Raw genomic sequence first — 17,156 nt, forward strand, 5'->3', positions numbered from 1 at the left:
GCCGTAGTTTGGGACACAGTTTCCCGTTGGGCGGATTTCGGAAAGCGTGTCCCAGAATTTGCGCCCAGAACGGGATACAGTTTCCCAGACGGCGGATTCCGGAAAGTGCATCCCGGAATCTACGTCTAGACTGGGACACAGTTTCCCGCTGACTCTCTATATGGAAAGCGCATCCCAGAATGGAGGTCCAAACTGGGATGCGCTTTGCGCTATTGAAGATATGAGGCTGCGAATCAGCTGCTCGGCCTATGCCTATGCCTGCTGCCAGGTGTCGACAAGCTCCTTGGCTGCGGCGTGGGGGTCGTCAGCGCTGCAGACGGCGCTCACCACAAAGAAGCCCTCGACGCCGGTGGCCTTGAGCTGCGGCAGATCGGCTTTTTTGACGCCGCCGCCGACCACGATGGGAACGGGGCTTGCCGCATGGAGCGCGGCCAGGTCCTCAAAGCTCTTGGTGATGATGGAGCCATCTGCCGCGCGTCCACAGTCGCGCTTGGTCTCGGTCTCGTGGAGCGGGCCGATGCCCAGGTAGTCGACTAGGCTCATGTCGGCGGTCTTGACGTACTCGAGCATTTCCTCGCAACGGGCCGAAAGGCCCACGATGGCATCGGGGCCCAGAAGCTTGCGGCAGACATCGACGGGAATATCGCTCTGGCCCACATGCACGCCGTCGACGGCGATACCCTGTTCGCGTGCGGCGAGTACGCAGTCCAGACGGTCGTCGATAAGCAGGGCGACCTTGCCGGTCTTGCCGGCGCGAGCGATAGCCTGCGCGGCGTCGCCCGTCAGCGCGATGATCTCGCGGGCACTTGCCACCTTGGAGCGCACCTGGATGCAGGTAAAGCCGGCATCCAGCGCCTGCGCTACCACATCGCCCACGGGACGTCCCAGCGTGTTTTCGGGGCCGAGTACCAGATAGGCCGAGATATCAAGGTTGTCGCGGATGCTCATCGTGCTTCCTCCTGCTTTTTGATCTGCGCTTCCATGCGCTCGAGTTTGCCGGTCATGGTGTCGGTAAACCCGGGTCGAATATCGGCTTTGAGCACGACTTCGGTGCGGATGCCCTTGCTTGCCAACACAAAGGTTGCGTCGCGTACGACCTGCATGACCTCGTCCCAGTCGCCCTCGATCTCGGTGAACATCGAGGTGGTGCGGTTGGGAAGGCCGCTCTCGCGAATGACGCGCACGACCTCGGCGACCTCGGCGGACAGCTCGTCGCCTGTGCCGCACGGGGCGATGGCTACGGCGACGAGCGTGTTCATGTCGGCAGCGGTTGCGGGTTCGGACATGGCTTATGCCTCCTCGAGCTCGAGGTGGTTATTCGCAATATCCTGAGCGGTCGCGCGGTAGAGTTCGTCGATAAAGGCGACCTTAAAGCTTGCCGGGGCATCAGCGACAGCGGCAGCACGCGTGCCGGCAACGTTGTAGACAGCGGTACCGCAGATGGCTGCCGTAAACGGATCGGCGGCGCAAGCGTACACGGCCAGGACGCCGCCCTGCGAGCAGCCACAGCCGGTAATCTTGGACATGAGCGGGCTGCCGCCGTGGGACTTGGCCACGGTCGTGCCGTCGGTAATCAGGTCGACTTCGCCCGAGACCACTACGGCGCCGCCGGTGTAGCGGGCGAGTGCCACGGCAGCGCCGCGGGCGGCGTCGACCGTATCGGTGGTATCGACACCGCGCACGCGGCTCAGGTCAGCCGCCTCGCCTTCAAGACCCCACAGGCCGGCGAGCGCGATGATCTCGGAGGCGTTGCCGCGCACGATGGCGGGATTGTACTGCTTGAGCTCGTTTACCAGCTGGGTGCGCAGGCTACCGATGCCCAGGCCCACCGGATCGAGCACCCAGGGTTTGCCGGCGTCGTGTGCCGCTTTGGCCGCACGGGGAATCGTCTGCTCGTAGATGGGGAAGAGCGTGCCCATGTTGAGATAGATGGCGCCGCCGCCGGCAACGAGCGCCTCGCCCTCGTCGGGCAGATAGACCATGGCGGCCGAACCGCCTACGGCGAGCTGCGCGTTGGCGACAAAGTCGATCGTCACCGTGTTGGTGATGGAGCCGGCCATCGGGTTGGTGGCGCGAATCTCCTCCACGGCCTTGACCACATTTTGTTTAAGCTGTTTCGAATCAATCACTGCACATGCCTCCTTGGCATAGAAAAGGGGCGCTGTGCATAGACAGCGCCCCTGTAAAGGCGGCATGCTCCCTACGCCAGCATTAACTGACAGGTTCAAAGGATTGGGCCCCATGCCCTCTCAGCCTTGTGGTTTGCACCGCCGGCACTCCCGCATCGAATCTGTTGTTCCCTATACTAGCGCACCTGCCAAAAAGGGACAGGTTTATTTTGGTAGGTGGCAACTGGGGCGTCGCATTTTCCCAGATAAAACCTGCCAAAATAAACCTGTCCCTTATTGGCAGGTCGCTACAATGGATACGGTGAAAATGACTGGGGGACTCTATGATCAAACTTGTGCTGACCGATATGGACGATACGCTGATTCCAGCCGGGCATGACGGCGCCAGCGACTACGCCATCGAGGGCATTCATGCCATGCAGGCGGCGGGCCTGCACTTTGGCCCGGTTTCGGGCCGTCAGCCGTCCGCGATGGGCTGGATGTTTCGTAATCGCTCCGAGTGCTTCTCGACCGGTGCGTTCTGCAACGGCCAGGTCATGTTTGTCGACGGCGAGGTGGTAGCCTCGCATGCGACCGACAATACCGCCCTTATTCGCTTGGCTGACTACTTGGAGCAAGAGACCGATGATACCTATCTGAAGGTCTACAGCCTGGGTGATGACTTTTGGGACAATGACGCCTATTGTGTGACGAGCGACCCCGAGCGCGTGCATCGCGCTATGGAGTCGGGCGGCAACACGTGGCTCAAAGGCGAAGAGGCCCCGTGCCGTCCCGTTGTCGGTGACGCGCCGGTGTTCAAGGCGAATATCTGGAGTGCCCGTTCGCGTGAAGGGCTCGCGGAGCTACGCGAGCGCGTTGCCGCCGAGGTGCCGGAACTCTCGCTTGTGTTTCCCAACAACCGAGTGCGCCTGTTTGACATTCTTCCGGCTGGTTGGGACAAGGGCTGTGCCACGCTGGAGCTGGCGCGTGCTTTGGGCCTAACGCCCGACGAGGTGGCGGTGTTCGGCGATTCCGATAACGATCTGCCCATGATTAATGCCGTTCCCAACTCCGTTGCAGTCGCCAATGCCAATGAGGCCGTCACGGCTTCCGCGCGTTGGCATATCGGTGCTGCGGCAGACGATGCGGTTGCCGGGGCTCTGCATGAGATTGCCGCCTGCGCCGCGACGGGGGCGATGCCGTCGTTTATGCGCCAGGTGGACGCGACGGGTCATGGCGTCACGAACGTCTAGGGAGAAAGTCATGAAGCTTCAGCAGCTCAGGTATGTTGTTAAGGTTGCCGAATGCGGCAGCATCACCGAGGCCTCGCGCCGGCTCTTTGTGTCGCAGCCTTCGATTACCGCGTCGATTCGCGATCTCGAAAACGAGATGGGTGTGCACATCTTTGAGCGCACCAACAAGGGCGTCATTGTGTCCGAGGAAGGCGAGACATTCTTGGGCTACGCGCGCCAGGTACTCGATCAGGCCGACCTGCTCGAGGGCAAGTACAAGGGCGCATCCGAGCAAGTGCCGCACTTTAGTGTGAGCTGTCAGCATTATTCCTTTGCCGTTAATGCGTTTGTCGACGTGATCCGTGAGTTCGATGCCGCGCGCTACGACTTTACCCTGCGCGAGGAACAGACTCACGAGATCATCGAAGATGTCGCGCACATGAAGAGTGAACTGGGCATTCTGTACTTATCCGAACATAACCGCGAGGTTATCGAGCGCATGCTGGCGGCCAACGAGCTCGTATTCGAAGGACTCTTCTGCGCCACGCCGCACGTCTTTGTATGCGCCGACCATCCACTGGCGGACCACGCCAGCGTGACGCTCGATGACCTCGAGGAGTATCCGTTTTTGTCCTACGAGCAAGGCAGCTACAACTCGTTTTACTATTCCGAGGAACTGACCTCGACGTTTGAGCGCCGCAAGAATATCCGCGTGCGCGACCGTGCGACCTTGTTCAACCTAGCCATGGGCCTCAACGGCTACACGGTGTGTTCGGGCGTGATTAGCCACGAGCTTAATGGCCCCGGTATTATCTCGATTCCGCTCGATGTAGATGAATACATGGAGATCGGCATTATCACGCGCAAGAATACGACGCTCACGCGCTACGGCCAGTCTTACATCGAGGCCATCCGGAGGCATATCTAACCGATAGCGTTTGATGTTGCTGTCTTGAGCTGTCGAAATGGCTATAGGAAAACTATATGGCAAACATATATAAACGCATATTTTACGATAACCAGGAGTGCGCTCATACTCTTTCTCGCCAAAGCAGTCCATGCAAAAGGAGATTCCTATGAGCAATTCCACCCAGCTCAAAGCGCCGTTTCGCGCCGATATCGTCGGCAGTTTTCTTCGTCCGCAAGCCGTAAAGGACGCCCGCGCTGCCTATGCGGCAGGCGCGCTTGATGCCGAGGGACTTAAGGCAGTCGAGGACGAGGCCATTCGCGATTTGGTGGCAAAGCAAAAGGCCGCCGGCCTGCAGGTCATCACCGATGGCGAGTTCCGCCGCAGCTACTGGCACCTCGATTTTATGTGGGGTCTCAACGGCATCGAGCGCCGCACCTCGCGTACGGGCTATATGTTCCACGATGAGGAGACTACCGCCGACACCGCCGTGGTGACCGGACCTATTAGCGGCGAGAACCATCCGTTCGTCGAGCACTTCAAGTTTGTCAAGGCGCTCGAGGGGGAGAGCCAGGTCGCGCGGCAAACCATTCCGGCGCCGATCCAGACGTTCTCCGAAGTCACGCTCGACCGCTGCGATGGCCAGCAGGAGAGCCTGCGCGCCGTCTACAAGACCGACGAAGAGCTCGCCGATGCCATCACCGCAGCATACCGCACCGTGATTGCCGATCTTTATGCCGCGGGTTGCCGCAACATCCAATTTGATGACTGCACCTGGGGCATCTATTGCGATACTGACTTTGTGTCCAAGACCGGCATGAGCCCGGTTGACCTGCAAAAGGTGAGCGAGCTGGGCGTGGCGCTCAACAATGCTGCCATCGCAGGCAAGCCTGACGACTTGGTGATCAATACGCATGTATGCCGTGGCAACTACCACTCTACTTATGCCTTTGAGGGCGGCTATGATCCCATCGCCCCGTACCTGTTTGCGCATGAGGACGTTGACGCGTTCTATCTGGAGTTCGACACTCCGCGCGCCGGTGGTTTTGAGCCGCTCAAGTATGTTGCGCCCGGTAAGAAGGTCGTGTTGGGTCTGGTGACCACCAAGGCAGCCGAGCTCGAGGACGAGGACGCGACCGTCGAGCGTATTCATGAGGCAGCAAAGTACGTGCCGCTTGAGAATCTGTATCTGTCTCCGCAGTGTGGCTTTGCCAGCTGCGAGATTGGCAACAAGCTGACCGAAGGCGAGCAGTGGGCAAAGATCGCGCTGGTCAAGCGTATTGCCGAGCGTGTTTGGAAATAGCGGTACCGTTTGCAAGTGACGGCGCGTGCGAGACATGGCGTATCGCGTACAATGGTTCGGACCGTATCGTTCGGGCAGGTTATCCGCTATGCCCGAGCGCCCTTCCATTCGAAAGGACATCCATGTCCCAGTCCTCGACGCCCGCCGTCACCGATGCCATCTACGACGCTTCGTCGCTCGGCTGCCCGCGCATGTTCCTGCTCGGTCTGCAGCACCTGTTTGCCATGTTTGGTGCCACGGTGCTGGTGCCCGTGCTCACCGGCCTTTCGGTATCGGCAACGCTTTTGTTTGCCGGCTTGGGCACGCTGCTCTTCCACTTCCTGTCACGCGGTAAGGTCCCCGCATTTTTGGGCTCATCGTTTGCCTTTATTGCCGGTTATGCCGCAATCGCGCCCAACGGCGAGGCCGAGCTATTGCCCTACGCTTGCCTGGGCGTTGCCTGCGCCGGTTTGCTCTACCCGGTGCTTGCGGCGCTCTTCCGCGCGTTTGGTGCCAAGCGCGTCATGCGCTTCTTCCCGCCGGTGGTGACTGGCCCCATTGTCATTTCGATCGGTCTGATCCTGGCGAGTTCCGCTATTGCCAACTGCCAGACTAACTGGCTCGTTGCCGTGGTTGCCGTCGCCGTAATCGTCATCTGCAATATTTGGGGTCGCGGCATGGTCAAGATCGTGCCGATTTTACTGGGCGTCGCGGCGAGCTATGCCGTTGCGGCTGCGCTGGGCGAGGTCGATTTCTCCGGCGTCGCAGCCGCTCCCTGGCTTGGCTTGCCTGTCGTGTGGGACAACACGGTGTTTGCACTCTTTGGGCCGCAGTTCGATAGCGGCCTTGCCACGACGGCCATCATCACCATCATGCCGCTGGCCTTTGCAACCATGATCGAGCATATCGGCGATATATCCGCTATTGGCTCCACCTGCGAGCGCAACTACATCGCCGATCCCGGCCTGCATCGCACGCTGCTCGGTGATGGTCTCGCCACGATTCTGGCTTCGCTCTTTGGCGCTCCGGCCAACACCACGTATGGCGAGAACACCGGCGTGCTCGCCCTGACGCGTGTGTTTGACCCGCGCGTGATTCGCATTGCCGCGTGCTGCGCCATCGTGCTTTCGTTCTGCCCCAAGTTCGCTGCCGTGATCGCCGCCATGCCGGCATGCGTTATCGGCGGCGTGTCGCTCGTGCTCTATGGCATGATCAGCGCCGTGGGCGTCCGTAACCTCATCGAGAACCAGGTCGATTTCCAGAACAACCGCAACGTGCTGGTGGCCGCTCTGGTGCTCGTGCTTTCACTCGGCATTGCCTACAGCGCCGCCGGTGCCATCGTGCTGAAGCTGTTCGGCGTGACGATTTCGCTTTCGGGCCTTGCCGTGGGCTCGCTGGTGGGCATTGTGCTCAACGCGATTCTGCCTGGCAACGACTTTGAGTTCGCCGTTTCTGAACTCGAGGAGACTGTCGAGTAGTAGTTGTGTTCAGCTAAATCAAAAAAAATGGCGCCCGTGCGTACGCGTGGGCGCCATTTTTAATGCGTCAGTATCCAGTGTATGCCGCGGGCCATGCGCAGACCGGTTTGGGCAAAGTGGTTACCGGGGTTGAGCTCGAAGGTCGCGGGGATGCCTCGGTCGCCGAGTAGTTTTTCCATTGCGCGTGTGTCGTCGAGTACGTGCCGCATCATGCGGTTGGGCGTCTTGGTCTCCTTTTTGCCGAGTGATAGATAGACGGCGTTGGGCGCGGCTGGCATCGTGTGCCCGTGTGCGTAATCGAGAAATCCGGGAAACCATAGGGACCCCGATGCGCTTGCGGCGCGGTCAAAGGCATCGGTCTGCCAGAGCGACCAAAGCGAAAAGAGGCCCGCCAATGAGTAACCGGCAATGCCGCGCCAGGTAGGCGGGCAGGGAAGTGATGGCTCGACCTCTGGGATTATCCGATTCAGCAGTTCATCGAGAAACTCGGACGCCTGTCCACCAAAGGGCTCGGCATCGCGCACGGTTCCGTCGCATTCCCAAGGGCTCAGCTCGCGATTCCAATTGAGCCCGCCAATGGCGACCAGGGTGAATGGCGGGCAATCAAGCTCAAGACAACGGCTATAGACCTCGGTGCCGTCACCCATGACCGCGGGAAGGTAAATGACGGGCGCGCTTTCGACATGTTTTGAATGAATGGTTATCTGCTTTTGACGCGCTTCCATGACAAGCTTCTCTCTGCATTTCGACATCTACAAATACGATTGTCGCACGTCGGCGTAGGGACCGTCGCTAAAAGAAAGGCGCAGAGCCGCTTGATACGACTCTGCGCCTTGAGGTTTTGCTTTAGCAGCTTTGCCCTTACGCTACAAAGAAGTAGACGAGGAAGGCGAGTGCTGCGATCCACATGAGCGGCTTGACCTTGGAGGCCTCGCCCTTAAAGAGCGCGACGACCACGTAGGCGATAAAGCCCAGACCGATGCCGGCAGAGATGGAGTAGGTGAAGGGCACGCCGGCGACAATCATGAACGCTGGGAAACCCTGCGACACGTCGGACCAGTCGATCTCGGAGGCCTCGCTCATCATGAGGTAGCCGACGTAGACCAGAGCACCGCAGGTGGCGGCGCTGGAAACGATGGTGACGATGGGGGAGAAGAACGCGGCGAGAATGAACAGCACGCCGGTGGTGACGGAGGTGAGGCCCGTGCGGCCACCGTCGGCAGCGCCAGAGGTGGACTCGACGAAGGTGGTGATGGAGGAGACGCCCATAAAACCGCCCACAGCAGCGGCGGCGGAGTCGACGATCAGGATCTCCTTGATATTCTCGACGTTGCCGTCGTCGGTGAGGAACTCGCCCTGCTTGGCCACGGCCATCGCGGTGCCCATGGTGTCGAAGAAGTCACTCATGAGCAGCGAGAACGAGATGACGAGGAGCGTGGGGTCGGTAAGGACCTTGACGATGGCGAGCACGCCGCCGGCGTCGGCGATGGGGCCACCGATGCTCGAGAAGTCGAGCGGGGCGATGATACCGGTCGGAGCATGGGTCACACCTAGGGGGATACCGGCGATAACGGCGACGATGATGCCGATGAGCAGCGAGCCCGGCACGTTGCGGGAAGCAAGGGCAACCGTCACGACGATGGAGATGATGCCGACGATAAAGGTGGGGGAGGTGATGTCGCCCAGGCCGACGAGCGTACCGGCGCCAGCGGTGATGATGCCGGCGTCGCACAGGCCGATCATGGCGATAAACAGGCCCAGACCCACCGAGATTGCGTGGCGCAGGACCACGGGGATGGCGTCCATGATGGCCTCGCGCAGGCCACAAAGCACGAGCAGCAAGATGACGACGCCCTCAAGGAAGATGACGCTCATGGCCACGTGCCAGTCACCGCCGCAGACGGTGGTGGTGATTCCAGCGATCATCGCGTTGACGCCTAAGCCCGACGCACAGGCGAGCGGGCGGTTGGCGAAGATGCCCATGCAGATGGTCATGATGCCGGCGCCCAGACAGGTGGCGCAGGCGAGCGCTCCCGCATCGATGCCAGCGCCCGAGAGCACCGCAGGGTTGACGGCGATGATGTAGGCCATCGCCAGGAATGTTGTCAGTCCAGCGCGAAGTTCGGTCCCGATTGTGGACTTGCGCTCGCTGACGTGAAAAAGTTCGTCCATGCATACCCTTTCCTTGTTCGGCCCCGAGTTTAGGCCGATTGACACGAACTTACCTACTATATCGCCTTTGGAAGGTCGATGCTTCTCGCATGTTGAAGTTCGGCGCTTTGTAACAGGCGGACGGTATTTTTCGCATGAAAATGTGTAGGTACCGTATACTTAAGCAGTTACATTGAACTCTTTGGAGGAACGTATGATTAAAGAGCTCTGCCGCGACGAGGCCATCCTGTCCCAGCGTTGCGAGGTTGCGACTGTCGAGGACGAGTCGGTCGCACAGGACCTGATCGACACCATCAAGTCGCTCGAGGACGCCGGCTGCCTTGCCGCCAACCAGATTGGCGTCACCAAGAAGGTCTGCGTCTATCTGGACGACGCCGGCGAGCCCCACGTGCTCTACAACCCCCGTCTGGTGTTTGGCCTGGGCGCCAGCAAGATGGAGGAGAGCTGCCTGACGCACGACGAAATCACCAAGTCCACGCGCTATATCAAGTGCAAGGTTGCCTTTGACCAGATCGTCGACGGCAAGATGAAGGAGTGCCGCCGCGACTACACGGGCTTTGAGGCACAAATGATCCAGCATATGATTGATCACTGTCTTGGAAAGTTGGTCTAAGGGGACCAAAGCCCGCACCTTGCCGCTCAAGCGTCGCTCGCGTACCTTAAGTACGCTTCGCTCCTCTTTCGTGACAATCTGCGGTATTTTGACCCCTTAGACGACCTGCGAGGTTGACTTGGTTGAGTTTATCTTGCTTGTGTGGTCCGGACGTGACGTTATTGTCATGTCCGGACCTTTGTGTTTAGCGCCTATTTGTTTGGTAACAATGAGCTTAACAAGGACGTATGGCTAGGAGGCGCCATGTGCACGAGCATTCGATTTACCGATAATTCCGGCAACATGTATCTGGGTCGCAACCTCGACTGGAGCTTTAGCTACGGCCAACAGGTTCGCGTGATGCCCCGCGGGTTCCATATCCCGTATTCGTTTATCGACGATGCGTCGGCGGCACACGCGGTAATCGGCATGTGCATCGATTACAAGAACTATCCTATGTTTTTCGACTGTGGTAACGATGCGGGTCTGGCTGTGGCAGGGCTCAACTTTCCCGGTTATGCCGAGTATGCCGAGGACCCGGTTGATGGCAAGACCAATATCGCAGCCTATGAGTTTCCCCTGTGGGTGGCAGCGACGTTCTCGACGGTCGACGAGGTCGAGGCTGCGCTGCGCGACACGGTGATTGTTGCCAAATCTGCCGGAGAGGGGCTGGGTGTGTCGCTGCTCCATTGGATTATCGGCGACAGCCGGCGCAGCATCGTGGTCGAGATGATGGCTGACGGTCTGCATGTATACGACGATCCGGTCGACACCCTTGCCAATCAGCCGACCTTCCCGTGGCACATGGAAAACCTGCGCACCTATATTACCGCCACAAGCGATTTTCCTCAGACGGCGACATGGCGTGGCGCCGAGCTCAAGCCCTATGGCGCGGGTGCCGGCATGCGCGGTATTCCGGGTGACTGCTATTCGCCGAGCCGTTTTGTAAAGGCGGCATACCTCAATGCCAATTACCCGCAAAAAGACAGCGAGGCCGAGAACGTCATTCGCATGTTCCGCTCGCTCGAGGGGGTGGCGATGATCGAGGGTGCGTCCAAGATGGGTGACGGCAAGTTCGAGAAGACTATCTACACCGGATGCTTTAGCGCGCGCACGGGCAATTACTATTACTCAACGTATGAGGATCCGTCGATTCGCTACGTGAGCCTGATGGATGCCGAGGGCGCGAGCCCCGATAGGCTCGTGGTTCCCGAGCCGCGTCGTTCGTAGCCGGCGGCCTTACTGCAATGCAAAGCGGCCCTGCGCCTCCTGTGAGGCGCAGGGCCGCTGTCGTCGACGCGCGACGTCGTTAGAAGTTGGCGTCGTTGAGTTGTTCGCTCTCGAGGCCGTCGGGCTGTTGCTGTTCGGGCGTATCGGCGACGCTCCCGAGCAGCTCGGTGGGGTCGACGTTCATGCCCCTACCGGCTTCGTTGCCGTTGACAAGGTCGTTCGAGAAGATATCGACATCCATTTCCTCGGCGTCCTCGATCTGAACTTCGAGCTGGAGTTATTGGCGAGCAGCGCCGCACCGCCGATCATGGCAGGTAGAATCAGCCATGGCGCCACTTTGTGCATCAGGCTAAACAGGGCGAAGATGCCGCTCTCGTTGTGGTTGTCGGCCTTCATGGCGATTACCACGTACTTGACCGTGCTGGTCTTGGAGGTTTGCCTCCAGTTTGGCGTGCGCCACGTGGACTCCCTTGGACATCCGGTTATCCGTCTTGGACAGATAACTTTTATGCCGTCTTTATACATACAAGAGCTGTTTGGCACATCGGGTAATTTTAGATAATAATCCCCAGCTGGGGATTATTTATGTACGCAGGTAGCATTTCAAAACAGGGGCGCATCCGCTGTATGGCTTTGCTGCAATGTAATAACCGCGGACGCGCTCCTGCTTTGAAACTGAAGAGGGAACTTTTAGACGCGTGCTGCCTGAGCGATACCGGTCTTGGCGCCTGAGCGTTTACCGGCGAGTTCGCAAAAGATCGCGCCGCCGATGATAAGCACGGCGCCCATCAGGCGGACCGGTGTTATGACTTCGCCCAAAAGGGCGGACGAGAACACGACGGCCGAAAGCGGCTCGAGGTAGCCGACGACAGCGACGGTCTGCACGGGCAGTTTGGCGACGGCGCTAAAGTAGAGCAGACAACCGATGCCGGTGTTGACGATGCCGAGCATAGCGACGGCGCGCCAATCGATGGTTGCGGCGATGCTGGCGGACAGGAATGAGGGGGTGCCTTGGGTGACGAGTGTAAGGACCAGCGCGGTCACAAAGGCGGCACTCACCTGGAGCGCGGAGTTCTCGAGGCCTTCGATGTGCGGCGCGCCCTTGCTGGCGATGACCATCAATGCATAACAGAAGGCCGAGGCGATTCCGCAGACGATGCCCGCAATGGGCATATTGCCGCCTAGACCTTGCGCTGCAATGAGAAAAGCGCCGCAGGCGACTGCGATAAACCCGGCGATTTTGCCACCGGTTAGTTTTTCGCCAAAGATAAACGGCGAGAGGGCCATGACGATGATGGGGCCGCAGTAGTACAGCAGCGAAGAAACGCCGACGCCGATCGTCTGATAAGCACGGAACAGAAAAATCCAGCTGGCGCCCAGCGCGGCTCCCGAGAGGAGGAGCGCTGCGGCTTCGCGGGGGCGAGAAGGCGCCTGCAGCTTATGGCGTTGGGTAATGGCGAGGATGGCGACAAGCGAAAGGGCTCCCAGAAAAGTGCGCAGCAGCACGATATCGGAGCTCGGGAGTGCAATGGCCGCAGCGATGATGCCGTTGGAGCCAAACAACAACAATGCTGCTAAATACGTAATCAATCCGTTGTTCATGCGCTGCCGTCCCCTCTATATCTGTGCATGTTCACTATGGGTGAACTGGCTTTAGAAGAAAAGCGAATATAATGCATGGAAAACATGACAAAAACTCATGCAAAGGTGGAGGCATGTCGTGGAAACGAATATTCAAAAGATGCAGGTGCTGCTGGAGACCGTGCGCGCTGGAAGCTTTACGCGTGCTGCCGAGCGCCTGAGCTACTCGCAATCGGGCGTGAGCCGCATGGTGGCCGATCTTGAGGCCGATTGGGGCTTTAAGGTGCTCGACCGCAGTCGTGAAGGTGTTGCTCTTTCTGCCGACGGGCGGCAGGTCATGCCGGCTGTCGAGGCGCTCTGCGAGGAATTCGTTCGCTTGCAGCGACGGGTGGATGAGATGCGCGGGCTCATGCGCGGCAAAATCTGCATCGGTACGTTTTCGAGCGTGGCGACCCATGTGCTGCCTCCGGTGATTGCGCGTTTTCGTGCTGATCATCCAGACGTCGATTACGAGTTGCTGATGGGCGACTATTCAGAGATTGAACAATGGGTGGCAGAGGGTCGCTGCGATCTGGGCTTTATCCCTCGTGAGCCCCGAGAAAACGGCATGACATCGCTGCCTTTGGTGCGTGACGAGTTAATGGCGGTAGTGCCGTCAGGCTCGTTGTTTGCCACGGCGGAGGTCGTCTCTCTTGCCGACTTGGCCAACGAGCAGTTTATTCTGCTAGAACGCGGCACCGATGACGAGATTACGCCGCTGTTTCGTCGGGCGGGACTGGCAGTGCACTCAAAACTGTCGACCTGGGATGACTATGCGATTATGGCTATGGTCGAGGACGGCCTGGGTGTGAGCATTCTTCCCGCGCTCATCATGCGCCGCTGTCAGTTCGATGTTGCCGTGCGTCCGCTCGAAGGGCATCCCCATCGGCAGATCAACGCCATATATCGAACGGCCGATGTTTCGCTTGCCGCCGCCCGTTTTCTCGAATACCTCTAAATGGGCGCACGTCGTTACCGCCTTGGGGTAAATCTTGAGGTTTGGGTCATGTTATTTTTGAAATTGAACTTTTAGAAATAGCACGGCGCTATACTGCTTGCTAAATTGAACCTTGGTTCAATTCGTGTTCTGTAAATTGAACTTTGCCAGCAAGGAGGTTCCTGTGACCCAAGAGACGTTTAGCGATCGCCTGCGACAGGCTATGTCCGATCGCGACGTTCGCCAGTCGGACGTAATCCGCGCATCTGAGATGCTCGGCAAAAAACTCGGCAAGAGTCAGATGAGCCAATATGTGAGCGGCAAGACGATTCCGCGGCGCGATGTGGCAGAGCTGCTCGCCCGCATTTTGGAGGTCGATGTTACCTGGCTGCTCGCCGGTGACGCCGATCAAGGCGAGACATCATCGACCCACAACGTTTCCAAGCCCGAACCCTATCCCTCAGCTCAAATTGCAAGGAGCACCACCATGCGTACTTTTTCTAAATCCACCAAACTCGAGAACGTTCTGTATGACGTGCGCGGCCCCGTTGTCGACGAGGCAGCCCGTATGGAGGACGAAGGCGAGTGCATCCTCAAGCTCAACATCGGTAATCCGGCGCCCTTTGGTTTCCGCACGCCCGATGAGGTCATTAAGGACATGCGCCAGCAGCTGCCCGACTGCGAAGGCTATTCCAACTCGCGCGGTCTGTTCTCTGCGCGTAAGGCGATCATGCAGTATTCGCAGATCAAGGGCCTGCCCAATGTTCAGATGGAACATATCTACACGGGCAACGGCGTGTCCGAGCTCATTCAGCTTTCGATGAACGCGCTGCTCGACAATGGCGACGAGATTCTGATTCCCAGCCCCGATTATCCGCTGTGGACGGCGTGCGCAACTCTTGCCGGTGGACATCCCGTGCACTATCTGTGTGATGAGCAGGCCGATTGGTATCCCGATCTGCAGGATATGGAGTCCAAGGTCACGAGCGCGACCAAGGCCCTCGTCATCATCAACCCCAACAACCCCACGGGCTCTGTCTATCCGCGCGAGGTGCTCGAGGGCATCGTTGAGATCGCGCGCAGGCACCAGCTCATGATTTTTGCCGACGAGATCTATGACCGCCTGTGCATGGACGGCTACGAGCACGTCTCCATTGCATCGCTCGCCCCCGACCTGCCCTGCATTACGTTTAGCGGCCTGTCCAAGTCGCATATGATCGCGGGCTATCGCATTGGCTGGATGGTGCTTTCGGGCAACCAGCGCTGCATGAGCGACTTCATCATGGGCATCAACATGCTCTCCAACATGCGCCTGTGCTCCAACGTGCCGGCCCAGTCGATCGTCCAGACGGCGCTTGGCGGCCATCAGTCGGTCAACGACTACATCCGCCCCGGCGGTCGTGTCTACGAGCAGCGCAACTTTGTGTATGAGGCGCTCAGCAAGATCGACGGCATCTCGGTGGTCAAGCCGCGTGCGGCGTTTTATATCTTCCCCAAGATGGATGTTAAAAAGTTCAACATCACCGATGACGAGCAGTTTGCCCTCGACCTGCTGCACGAGAAGAAGATCCTCATCACGCGTGGTGGCGGCTTCAACTGGGCTGAGCCCGATCACTTCCGCATCGTGTACCTGCCGCGCATGGAAGTGCTCAAAGAGTCGCTCGAAGACCTCGCCGATTTCTTTGATCACTACCGCCAGTCCTAATTGGTTCCGCCGTTCTACCGAACGGCGGACCGCTTGACGCTACACGAGCCGCATTCACGCCAATCTGACGTTCAATTTCGAGGGCGCGACCAGAAGGTCAGCGCCCTCTCATTTCACGTCGCCTTGGCGCAAATGCGGCTCGCTCGCTGTCGTGTGCTCAGCCTGCGTCGTTACCATGATCCAAAGGGGACAGAGGAAAACAGATCATTTTCCTTGACTCGCGGAACTATATAACGACGCCGTTGCAGTGGTCGATTTCGTGCTGGATGATCTCGGCGGTGTAGCCCGAGAAGTTTTTGATGCGGTGGACGAAGTTCTCGTCCAAATACTCCACCTTAATGCGACGATAGCGGGTACAGGGACGCTCGCCGATCAGCGAGAGGCATCCTTCGCTGGTCTGATAGGCATTGACCTGCTCAAGAATTTGAGGGTTGTACATCAGGAGCGTCCTGTTGCCGTCCTTTACGCAGATGATGCGTTTGCGCACGCCGATCATGTTGGCGGCGAGCCCCACGCACTCGTGCTCATGCTCGTGGAGCGTATCCAGGAGGTCCTGCCCGATCACGGCATCGTCGAGCCCTGCGTCTTCGGAAGGCAGGCGCAAAAAGAACTCGGATTTCATGATGGGCTTAATCATGGCGGGCTCCTTAAGGTGGACACGTTTGGTTCAGGCCATGATACCGCGACATGTCGCATTAATGTGTGCATATAGATTCTGCAGCTAGATTGGATGGCGACACCATAAACTAAGGGACGTTTTGCCGAGAGGCATGAATGTTTAAAGCGCAAAGAGTGCGCGACGGGCCCCGCGAATGGGGCGATGATGCCCGAGAGGGCCAAGAAGGAGTCTCATGTCCGAGAACGAAGAGATCATGAACGAGACCGAGAACGAGACCATGGCTGCCGAGGTCGAGGCAGTCGAGACCGTGGAGACCGAAGCTACCGAGGTTGAGGCTGCTGACGAGGTTTCCGCCGAGGAGGAGGCCGAGGTTGTCGAGGCCGCCGTTGATTACGATGACGAAGAGCTGATGGACAAGATGCAGAAGGCCGCCCGCCTGCTGCGTAGCCGTCGCTTTGCTATTTCCAAGGAGGAAGAGGCTAAGGCCGAGCGTATGGCGAACATCGAGCGCGCCATCAAGCTCCTTGACCTCAAGCCCAAGATGGAGCAGAAGGAAATGTCCGATCTGCTGGGCATGCGCCTTCGTGAGCTCGATGGCCTGATGGCCGAGGCCGAGGCTGCCGATCTGGTCGGCCGCATCGACAACGCCGAGGGCGATATGCGCAAGATCGTCGTCTTCGCTGCCGAGGATGCCGCTGAGGGCCTGGTCGAGCTTGCCAACAAGAAGGAGAAGCTCCTGCCCGAGCTTTCTTACGAGGAGGCCACCGAGCTGATGGCCGCGCTCGATAAGGTTATCGCTCCGCTCGTCGCCATGGGTCTGGACGAGGATCGCGGTCCTCGCGGCGGCCGTGACGACCGTGGTGGCCGTGGCGGCGACCGTGGCGGTCGCGGCGGCTTTGGCGACCGCGGTGGCCGTGGCGGCGACCGTGGTGGTCGCGGTGGCCGTGGCGGCTTTGGTGACCGTGGCGGCGATCGTGGCGGTCGCGGCGGCTTTGGCGGCAACCGTGGTGGCTATGGCGACCGCGGTGGCAACCGTGGCGGCTTCGGCGGCAACCGTGGCGGCGACCGCGGCGGTCGAGGCGGCGACCGTGGCGGCCGCAACGGCGGCGGCTTCCGCGGCAACCGCTTTTAGTTACGGCGTTTTACCAAACGCCGTAACGGGCCGACGCTGCAAGCCCGCCAGAGCGGCAATCTGCCTTTCAACTTCGGCGGCATGACCAAAAGGTCAATGCCGCCTCGTTTCAAGGCACCTTGCTCGCTCTGGCGGGCTTTCG

General features: G+C 59.3%; 17 protein-coding genes, 1 pseudogene and 1 riboswitch. Of the genes and pseudogenes, 9 read left to right on the forward strand and 9 right to left on the reverse strand.

The window, feature by feature from the left end:
• Positions 1-252 precede the first annotated feature (252 nt).
• From ACQRCA_RS07640 to thiM, 3 genes are read right to left on the reverse strand one after another with little or no spacing between them, the layout of a single operon-like run.
• On the reverse strand, positions 253-948 hold the full coding sequence (locus ACQRCA_RS07640) for a thiamine phosphate synthase (protein ID WP_427719763.1): 696 nt from the start codon (positions 946-948) through the stop codon (positions 253-255).
• Positions 945-1,286, reverse strand: a complete 342-nt coding sequence (locus tag ACQRCA_RS07645) for a thiamine-binding protein (protein ID WP_427719764.1) — start codon at positions 1,284-1,286, stop codon at positions 945-947. Before ACQRCA_RS07645 ends, ACQRCA_RS07640 begins: the two co-directional genes overlap by 4 nt.
• 3 nt (positions 1,287-1,289) lie before the next feature.
• Entirely contained in the window at positions 1,290-2,129 is an 840-nt protein-coding gene (gene thiM / locus ACQRCA_RS07650) for a hydroxyethylthiazole kinase (RefSeq protein ID WP_427719765.1), read from the reverse strand.
• Between the two features lie 51 nt (positions 2,130-2,180).
• Positions 2,181-2,291: riboswitch (TPP riboswitch) on the reverse strand.
• Positions 2,292-2,452: 161 nt separating this feature from the next.
• Here thiM and ACQRCA_RS07655 point away from each other — a divergent pair.
• The 4 genes from ACQRCA_RS07655 (at position 2,453) to ACQRCA_RS07670 (ending at position 7,007) form a co-directional block, all read left to right on the forward strand.
• Positions 2,453-3,361: an HAD-IIB family hydrolase gene (locus tag ACQRCA_RS07655; RefSeq protein ID WP_427719766.1), complete on the forward strand. Its 909-nt coding sequence runs from the start codon at positions 2,453-2,455 to the stop codon at positions 3,359-3,361.
• Between the two features lie 10 nt (positions 3,362-3,371).
• Entirely contained in the window at positions 3,372-4,268 is an 897-nt protein-coding gene (locus ACQRCA_RS07660; protein ID WP_427719767.1) for a LysR family transcriptional regulator, read from the forward strand.
• Between the two features lie 148 nt (positions 4,269-4,416).
• Positions 4,417-5,550, forward strand: coding sequence for a 5-methyltetrahydropteroyltriglutamate--homocysteine S-methyltransferase (locus ACQRCA_RS07665; protein WP_427719768.1), 1,134 nt, complete (start codon positions 4,417-4,419; stop codon positions 5,548-5,550).
• A 122-nt stretch (positions 5,551-5,672) separates the two neighbouring features.
• Complete coding sequence (locus ACQRCA_RS07670; RefSeq protein ID WP_427719769.1) at positions 5,673-7,007, forward strand: uracil-xanthine permease family protein; 1,335 nt, start codon at positions 5,673-5,675, stop codon at positions 7,005-7,007.
• A 59-nt stretch (positions 7,008-7,066) separates the two neighbouring features.
• On the opposite strand, the gene ACQRCA_RS07675 is transcribed toward ACQRCA_RS07670, so the two are convergent.
• Together ACQRCA_RS07675 and ACQRCA_RS07680 are read right to left on the reverse strand one after the other, a co-directional pair.
• Positions 7,067-7,732 (reverse strand): alpha/beta hydrolase, encoded by a 666-nt coding sequence (locus tag ACQRCA_RS07675; protein ID WP_427719770.1) that lies wholly within the window; start codon positions 7,730-7,732, stop codon positions 7,067-7,069.
• A gap of 136 nt (positions 7,733-7,868) precedes the next feature.
• Positions 7,869-9,179 (reverse strand): NCS2 family permease, encoded by a 1,311-nt coding sequence (locus tag ACQRCA_RS07680; RefSeq protein ID WP_427719771.1) that lies wholly within the window; start codon positions 9,177-9,179, stop codon positions 7,869-7,871.
• 193 nt (positions 9,180-9,372) lie between these two features.
• On the opposite strand from ACQRCA_RS07680, the gene ACQRCA_RS07685 reads away from it, so the two are divergent.
• On the forward strand, positions 9,373-9,792 hold the full coding sequence (locus ACQRCA_RS07685; protein WP_154517060.1) for a peptide deformylase: 420 nt from the start codon (positions 9,373-9,375) through the stop codon (positions 9,790-9,792).
• A gap of 243 nt (positions 9,793-10,035) precedes the next feature.
• Positions 10,036-11,001, forward strand: coding sequence for a choloylglycine hydrolase (gene bsh, locus ACQRCA_RS07690; RefSeq protein ID WP_427719772.1), 966 nt, complete (start codon positions 10,036-10,038; stop codon positions 10,999-11,001).
• Between the two features lie 79 nt (positions 11,002-11,080).
• Here the strand turns inward: bsh and ACQRCA_RS07695 are convergent, their stop codons facing one another.
• The 3 genes and pseudogenes from ACQRCA_RS07695 to ACQRCA_RS07705 all read right to left on the reverse strand — a co-directional run bounded on the left by ACQRCA_RS07695 (position 11,081) and on the right by ACQRCA_RS07705 (position 12,603).
• Positions 11,081-11,242 (reverse strand): hypothetical protein, encoded by a 162-nt coding sequence (locus ACQRCA_RS07695; RefSeq protein ID WP_427719777.1) that lies wholly within the window; start codon positions 11,240-11,242, stop codon positions 11,081-11,083.
• A gap of 38 nt (positions 11,243-11,280) precedes the next feature.
• Positions 11,281-11,424, reverse strand: a pseudogene (locus tag ACQRCA_RS07700) (KUP/HAK/KT family potassium transporter); the annotation flags it as partial.
• Between the two features lie 267 nt (positions 11,425-11,691).
• The gene (locus ACQRCA_RS07705) at positions 11,692-12,603 is read right to left on the reverse strand and encodes a DMT family transporter (protein WP_427719773.1); all 912 of its coding nucleotides are present in this window, start codon (positions 12,601-12,603) and stop codon (positions 11,692-11,694) included.
• 118 nt (positions 12,604-12,721) lie between these two features.
• Here ACQRCA_RS07705 and ACQRCA_RS07710 point away from each other — a divergent pair, with 118 nt between their 5' ends.
• Both ACQRCA_RS07710 and ACQRCA_RS07715 read left to right on the forward strand, forming a co-directional pair.
• On the forward strand, positions 12,722-13,579 hold the full coding sequence (locus tag ACQRCA_RS07710; RefSeq protein WP_370450624.1) for a LysR family transcriptional regulator: 858 nt from the start codon (positions 12,722-12,724) through the stop codon (positions 13,577-13,579).
• A 202-nt stretch (positions 13,580-13,781) separates the two neighbouring features.
• The gene (locus ACQRCA_RS07715) at positions 13,782-15,263 is read left to right on the forward strand and encodes an aminotransferase class I/II-fold pyridoxal phosphate-dependent enzyme (RefSeq protein ID WP_427719776.1); all 1,482 of its coding nucleotides are present in this window, start codon (positions 13,782-13,784) and stop codon (positions 15,261-15,263) included.
• A gap of 226 nt (positions 15,264-15,489) precedes the next feature.
• On the opposite strand, the gene ACQRCA_RS07720 is transcribed toward ACQRCA_RS07715, so the two are convergent.
• Positions 15,490-15,900 carry a peptide deformylase gene (locus ACQRCA_RS07720; protein WP_427719774.1) on the reverse strand — a complete coding sequence of 137 codons (411 nt, stop codon included), beginning with the start codon at positions 15,898-15,900 and terminating at the stop codon, positions 15,490-15,492.
• Positions 15,901-16,114: 214 nt separating this feature from the next.
• On the opposite strand from ACQRCA_RS07720, the gene ACQRCA_RS07725 reads away from it, so the two are divergent.
• The gene (locus ACQRCA_RS07725; protein ID WP_427719775.1) at positions 16,115-17,014 is read left to right on the forward strand and encodes a hypothetical protein; all 900 of its coding nucleotides are present in this window, start codon (positions 16,115-16,117) and stop codon (positions 17,012-17,014) included.
• Positions 17,015-17,156 lie beyond the last annotated feature (142 nt).

The organism is Collinsella sp. SGI.095 (assembly GCF_050314535.1).
Taxonomy (GTDB): Bacteria; Actinomycetota; Coriobacteriia; order Coriobacteriales; family Coriobacteriaceae; genus Collinsella.

Bases quoted from the DNA above. Each gene is read 5' to 3' on its own strand.
- bsh (WP_427719772.1), top strand. From the start codon at position 10,036: ATGTGCACGAGCATTCGATTTACCGATAATTCCGGCAACATGTATCTG.
- ACQRCA_RS07705 (WP_427719773.1), bottom strand. From the start codon at position 12,603: ATGAACAACGGATTGATTACGTATTTAGCAGCATTGTTGTTGTTTGGC.
- ACQRCA_RS07680 (WP_427719771.1), bottom strand. From the start codon at position 9,179: ATGGACGAACTTTTTCACGTCAGCGAGCGCAAGTCCACAATCGGGACC.
- ACQRCA_RS07665 (WP_427719768.1), top strand. From the start codon at position 4,417: ATGAGCAATTCCACCCAGCTCAAAGCGCCGTTTCGCGCCGATATCGTC.
- ACQRCA_RS07685 (WP_154517060.1), top strand. From the start codon at position 9,373: ATGATTAAAGAGCTCTGCCGCGACGAGGCCATCCTGTCCCAGCGTTGC.
- ACQRCA_RS07645 (WP_427719764.1), bottom strand. From the start codon at position 1,286: ATGTCCGAACCCGCAACCGCTGCCGACATGAACACGCTCGTCGCCGTA.
- ACQRCA_RS07720 (WP_427719774.1), bottom strand. From the start codon at position 15,900: ATGATTAAGCCCATCATGAAATCCGAGTTCTTTTTGCGCCTGCCTTCC.
- ACQRCA_RS07695 (WP_427719777.1), bottom strand. From the start codon at position 11,242: ATGGATGTCGATATCTTCTCGAACGACCTTGTCAACGGCAACGAAGCC.
- ACQRCA_RS07655 (WP_427719766.1), top strand. From the start codon at position 2,453: ATGATCAAACTTGTGCTGACCGATATGGACGATACGCTGATTCCAGCC.
- ACQRCA_RS07660 (WP_427719767.1), top strand. From the start codon at position 3,372: ATGAAGCTTCAGCAGCTCAGGTATGTTGTTAAGGTTGCCGAATGCGGC.
- ACQRCA_RS07725 (WP_427719775.1), top strand. From the start codon at position 16,115: ATGTCCGAGAACGAAGAGATCATGAACGAGACCGAGAACGAGACCATG.
- ACQRCA_RS07670 (WP_427719769.1), top strand. From the start codon at position 5,673: ATGTCCCAGTCCTCGACGCCCGCCGTCACCGATGCCATCTACGACGCT.
- ACQRCA_RS07715 (WP_427719776.1), top strand. From the start codon at position 13,782: ATGTCCGATCGCGACGTTCGCCAGTCGGACGTAATCCGCGCATCTGAG.
- ACQRCA_RS07675 (WP_427719770.1), bottom strand. From the start codon at position 7,732: ATGGAAGCGCGTCAAAAGCAGATAACCATTCATTCAAAACATGTCGAA.
- ACQRCA_RS07640 (WP_427719763.1), bottom strand. From the start codon at position 948: ATGAGCATCCGCGACAACCTTGATATCTCGGCCTATCTGGTACTCGGC.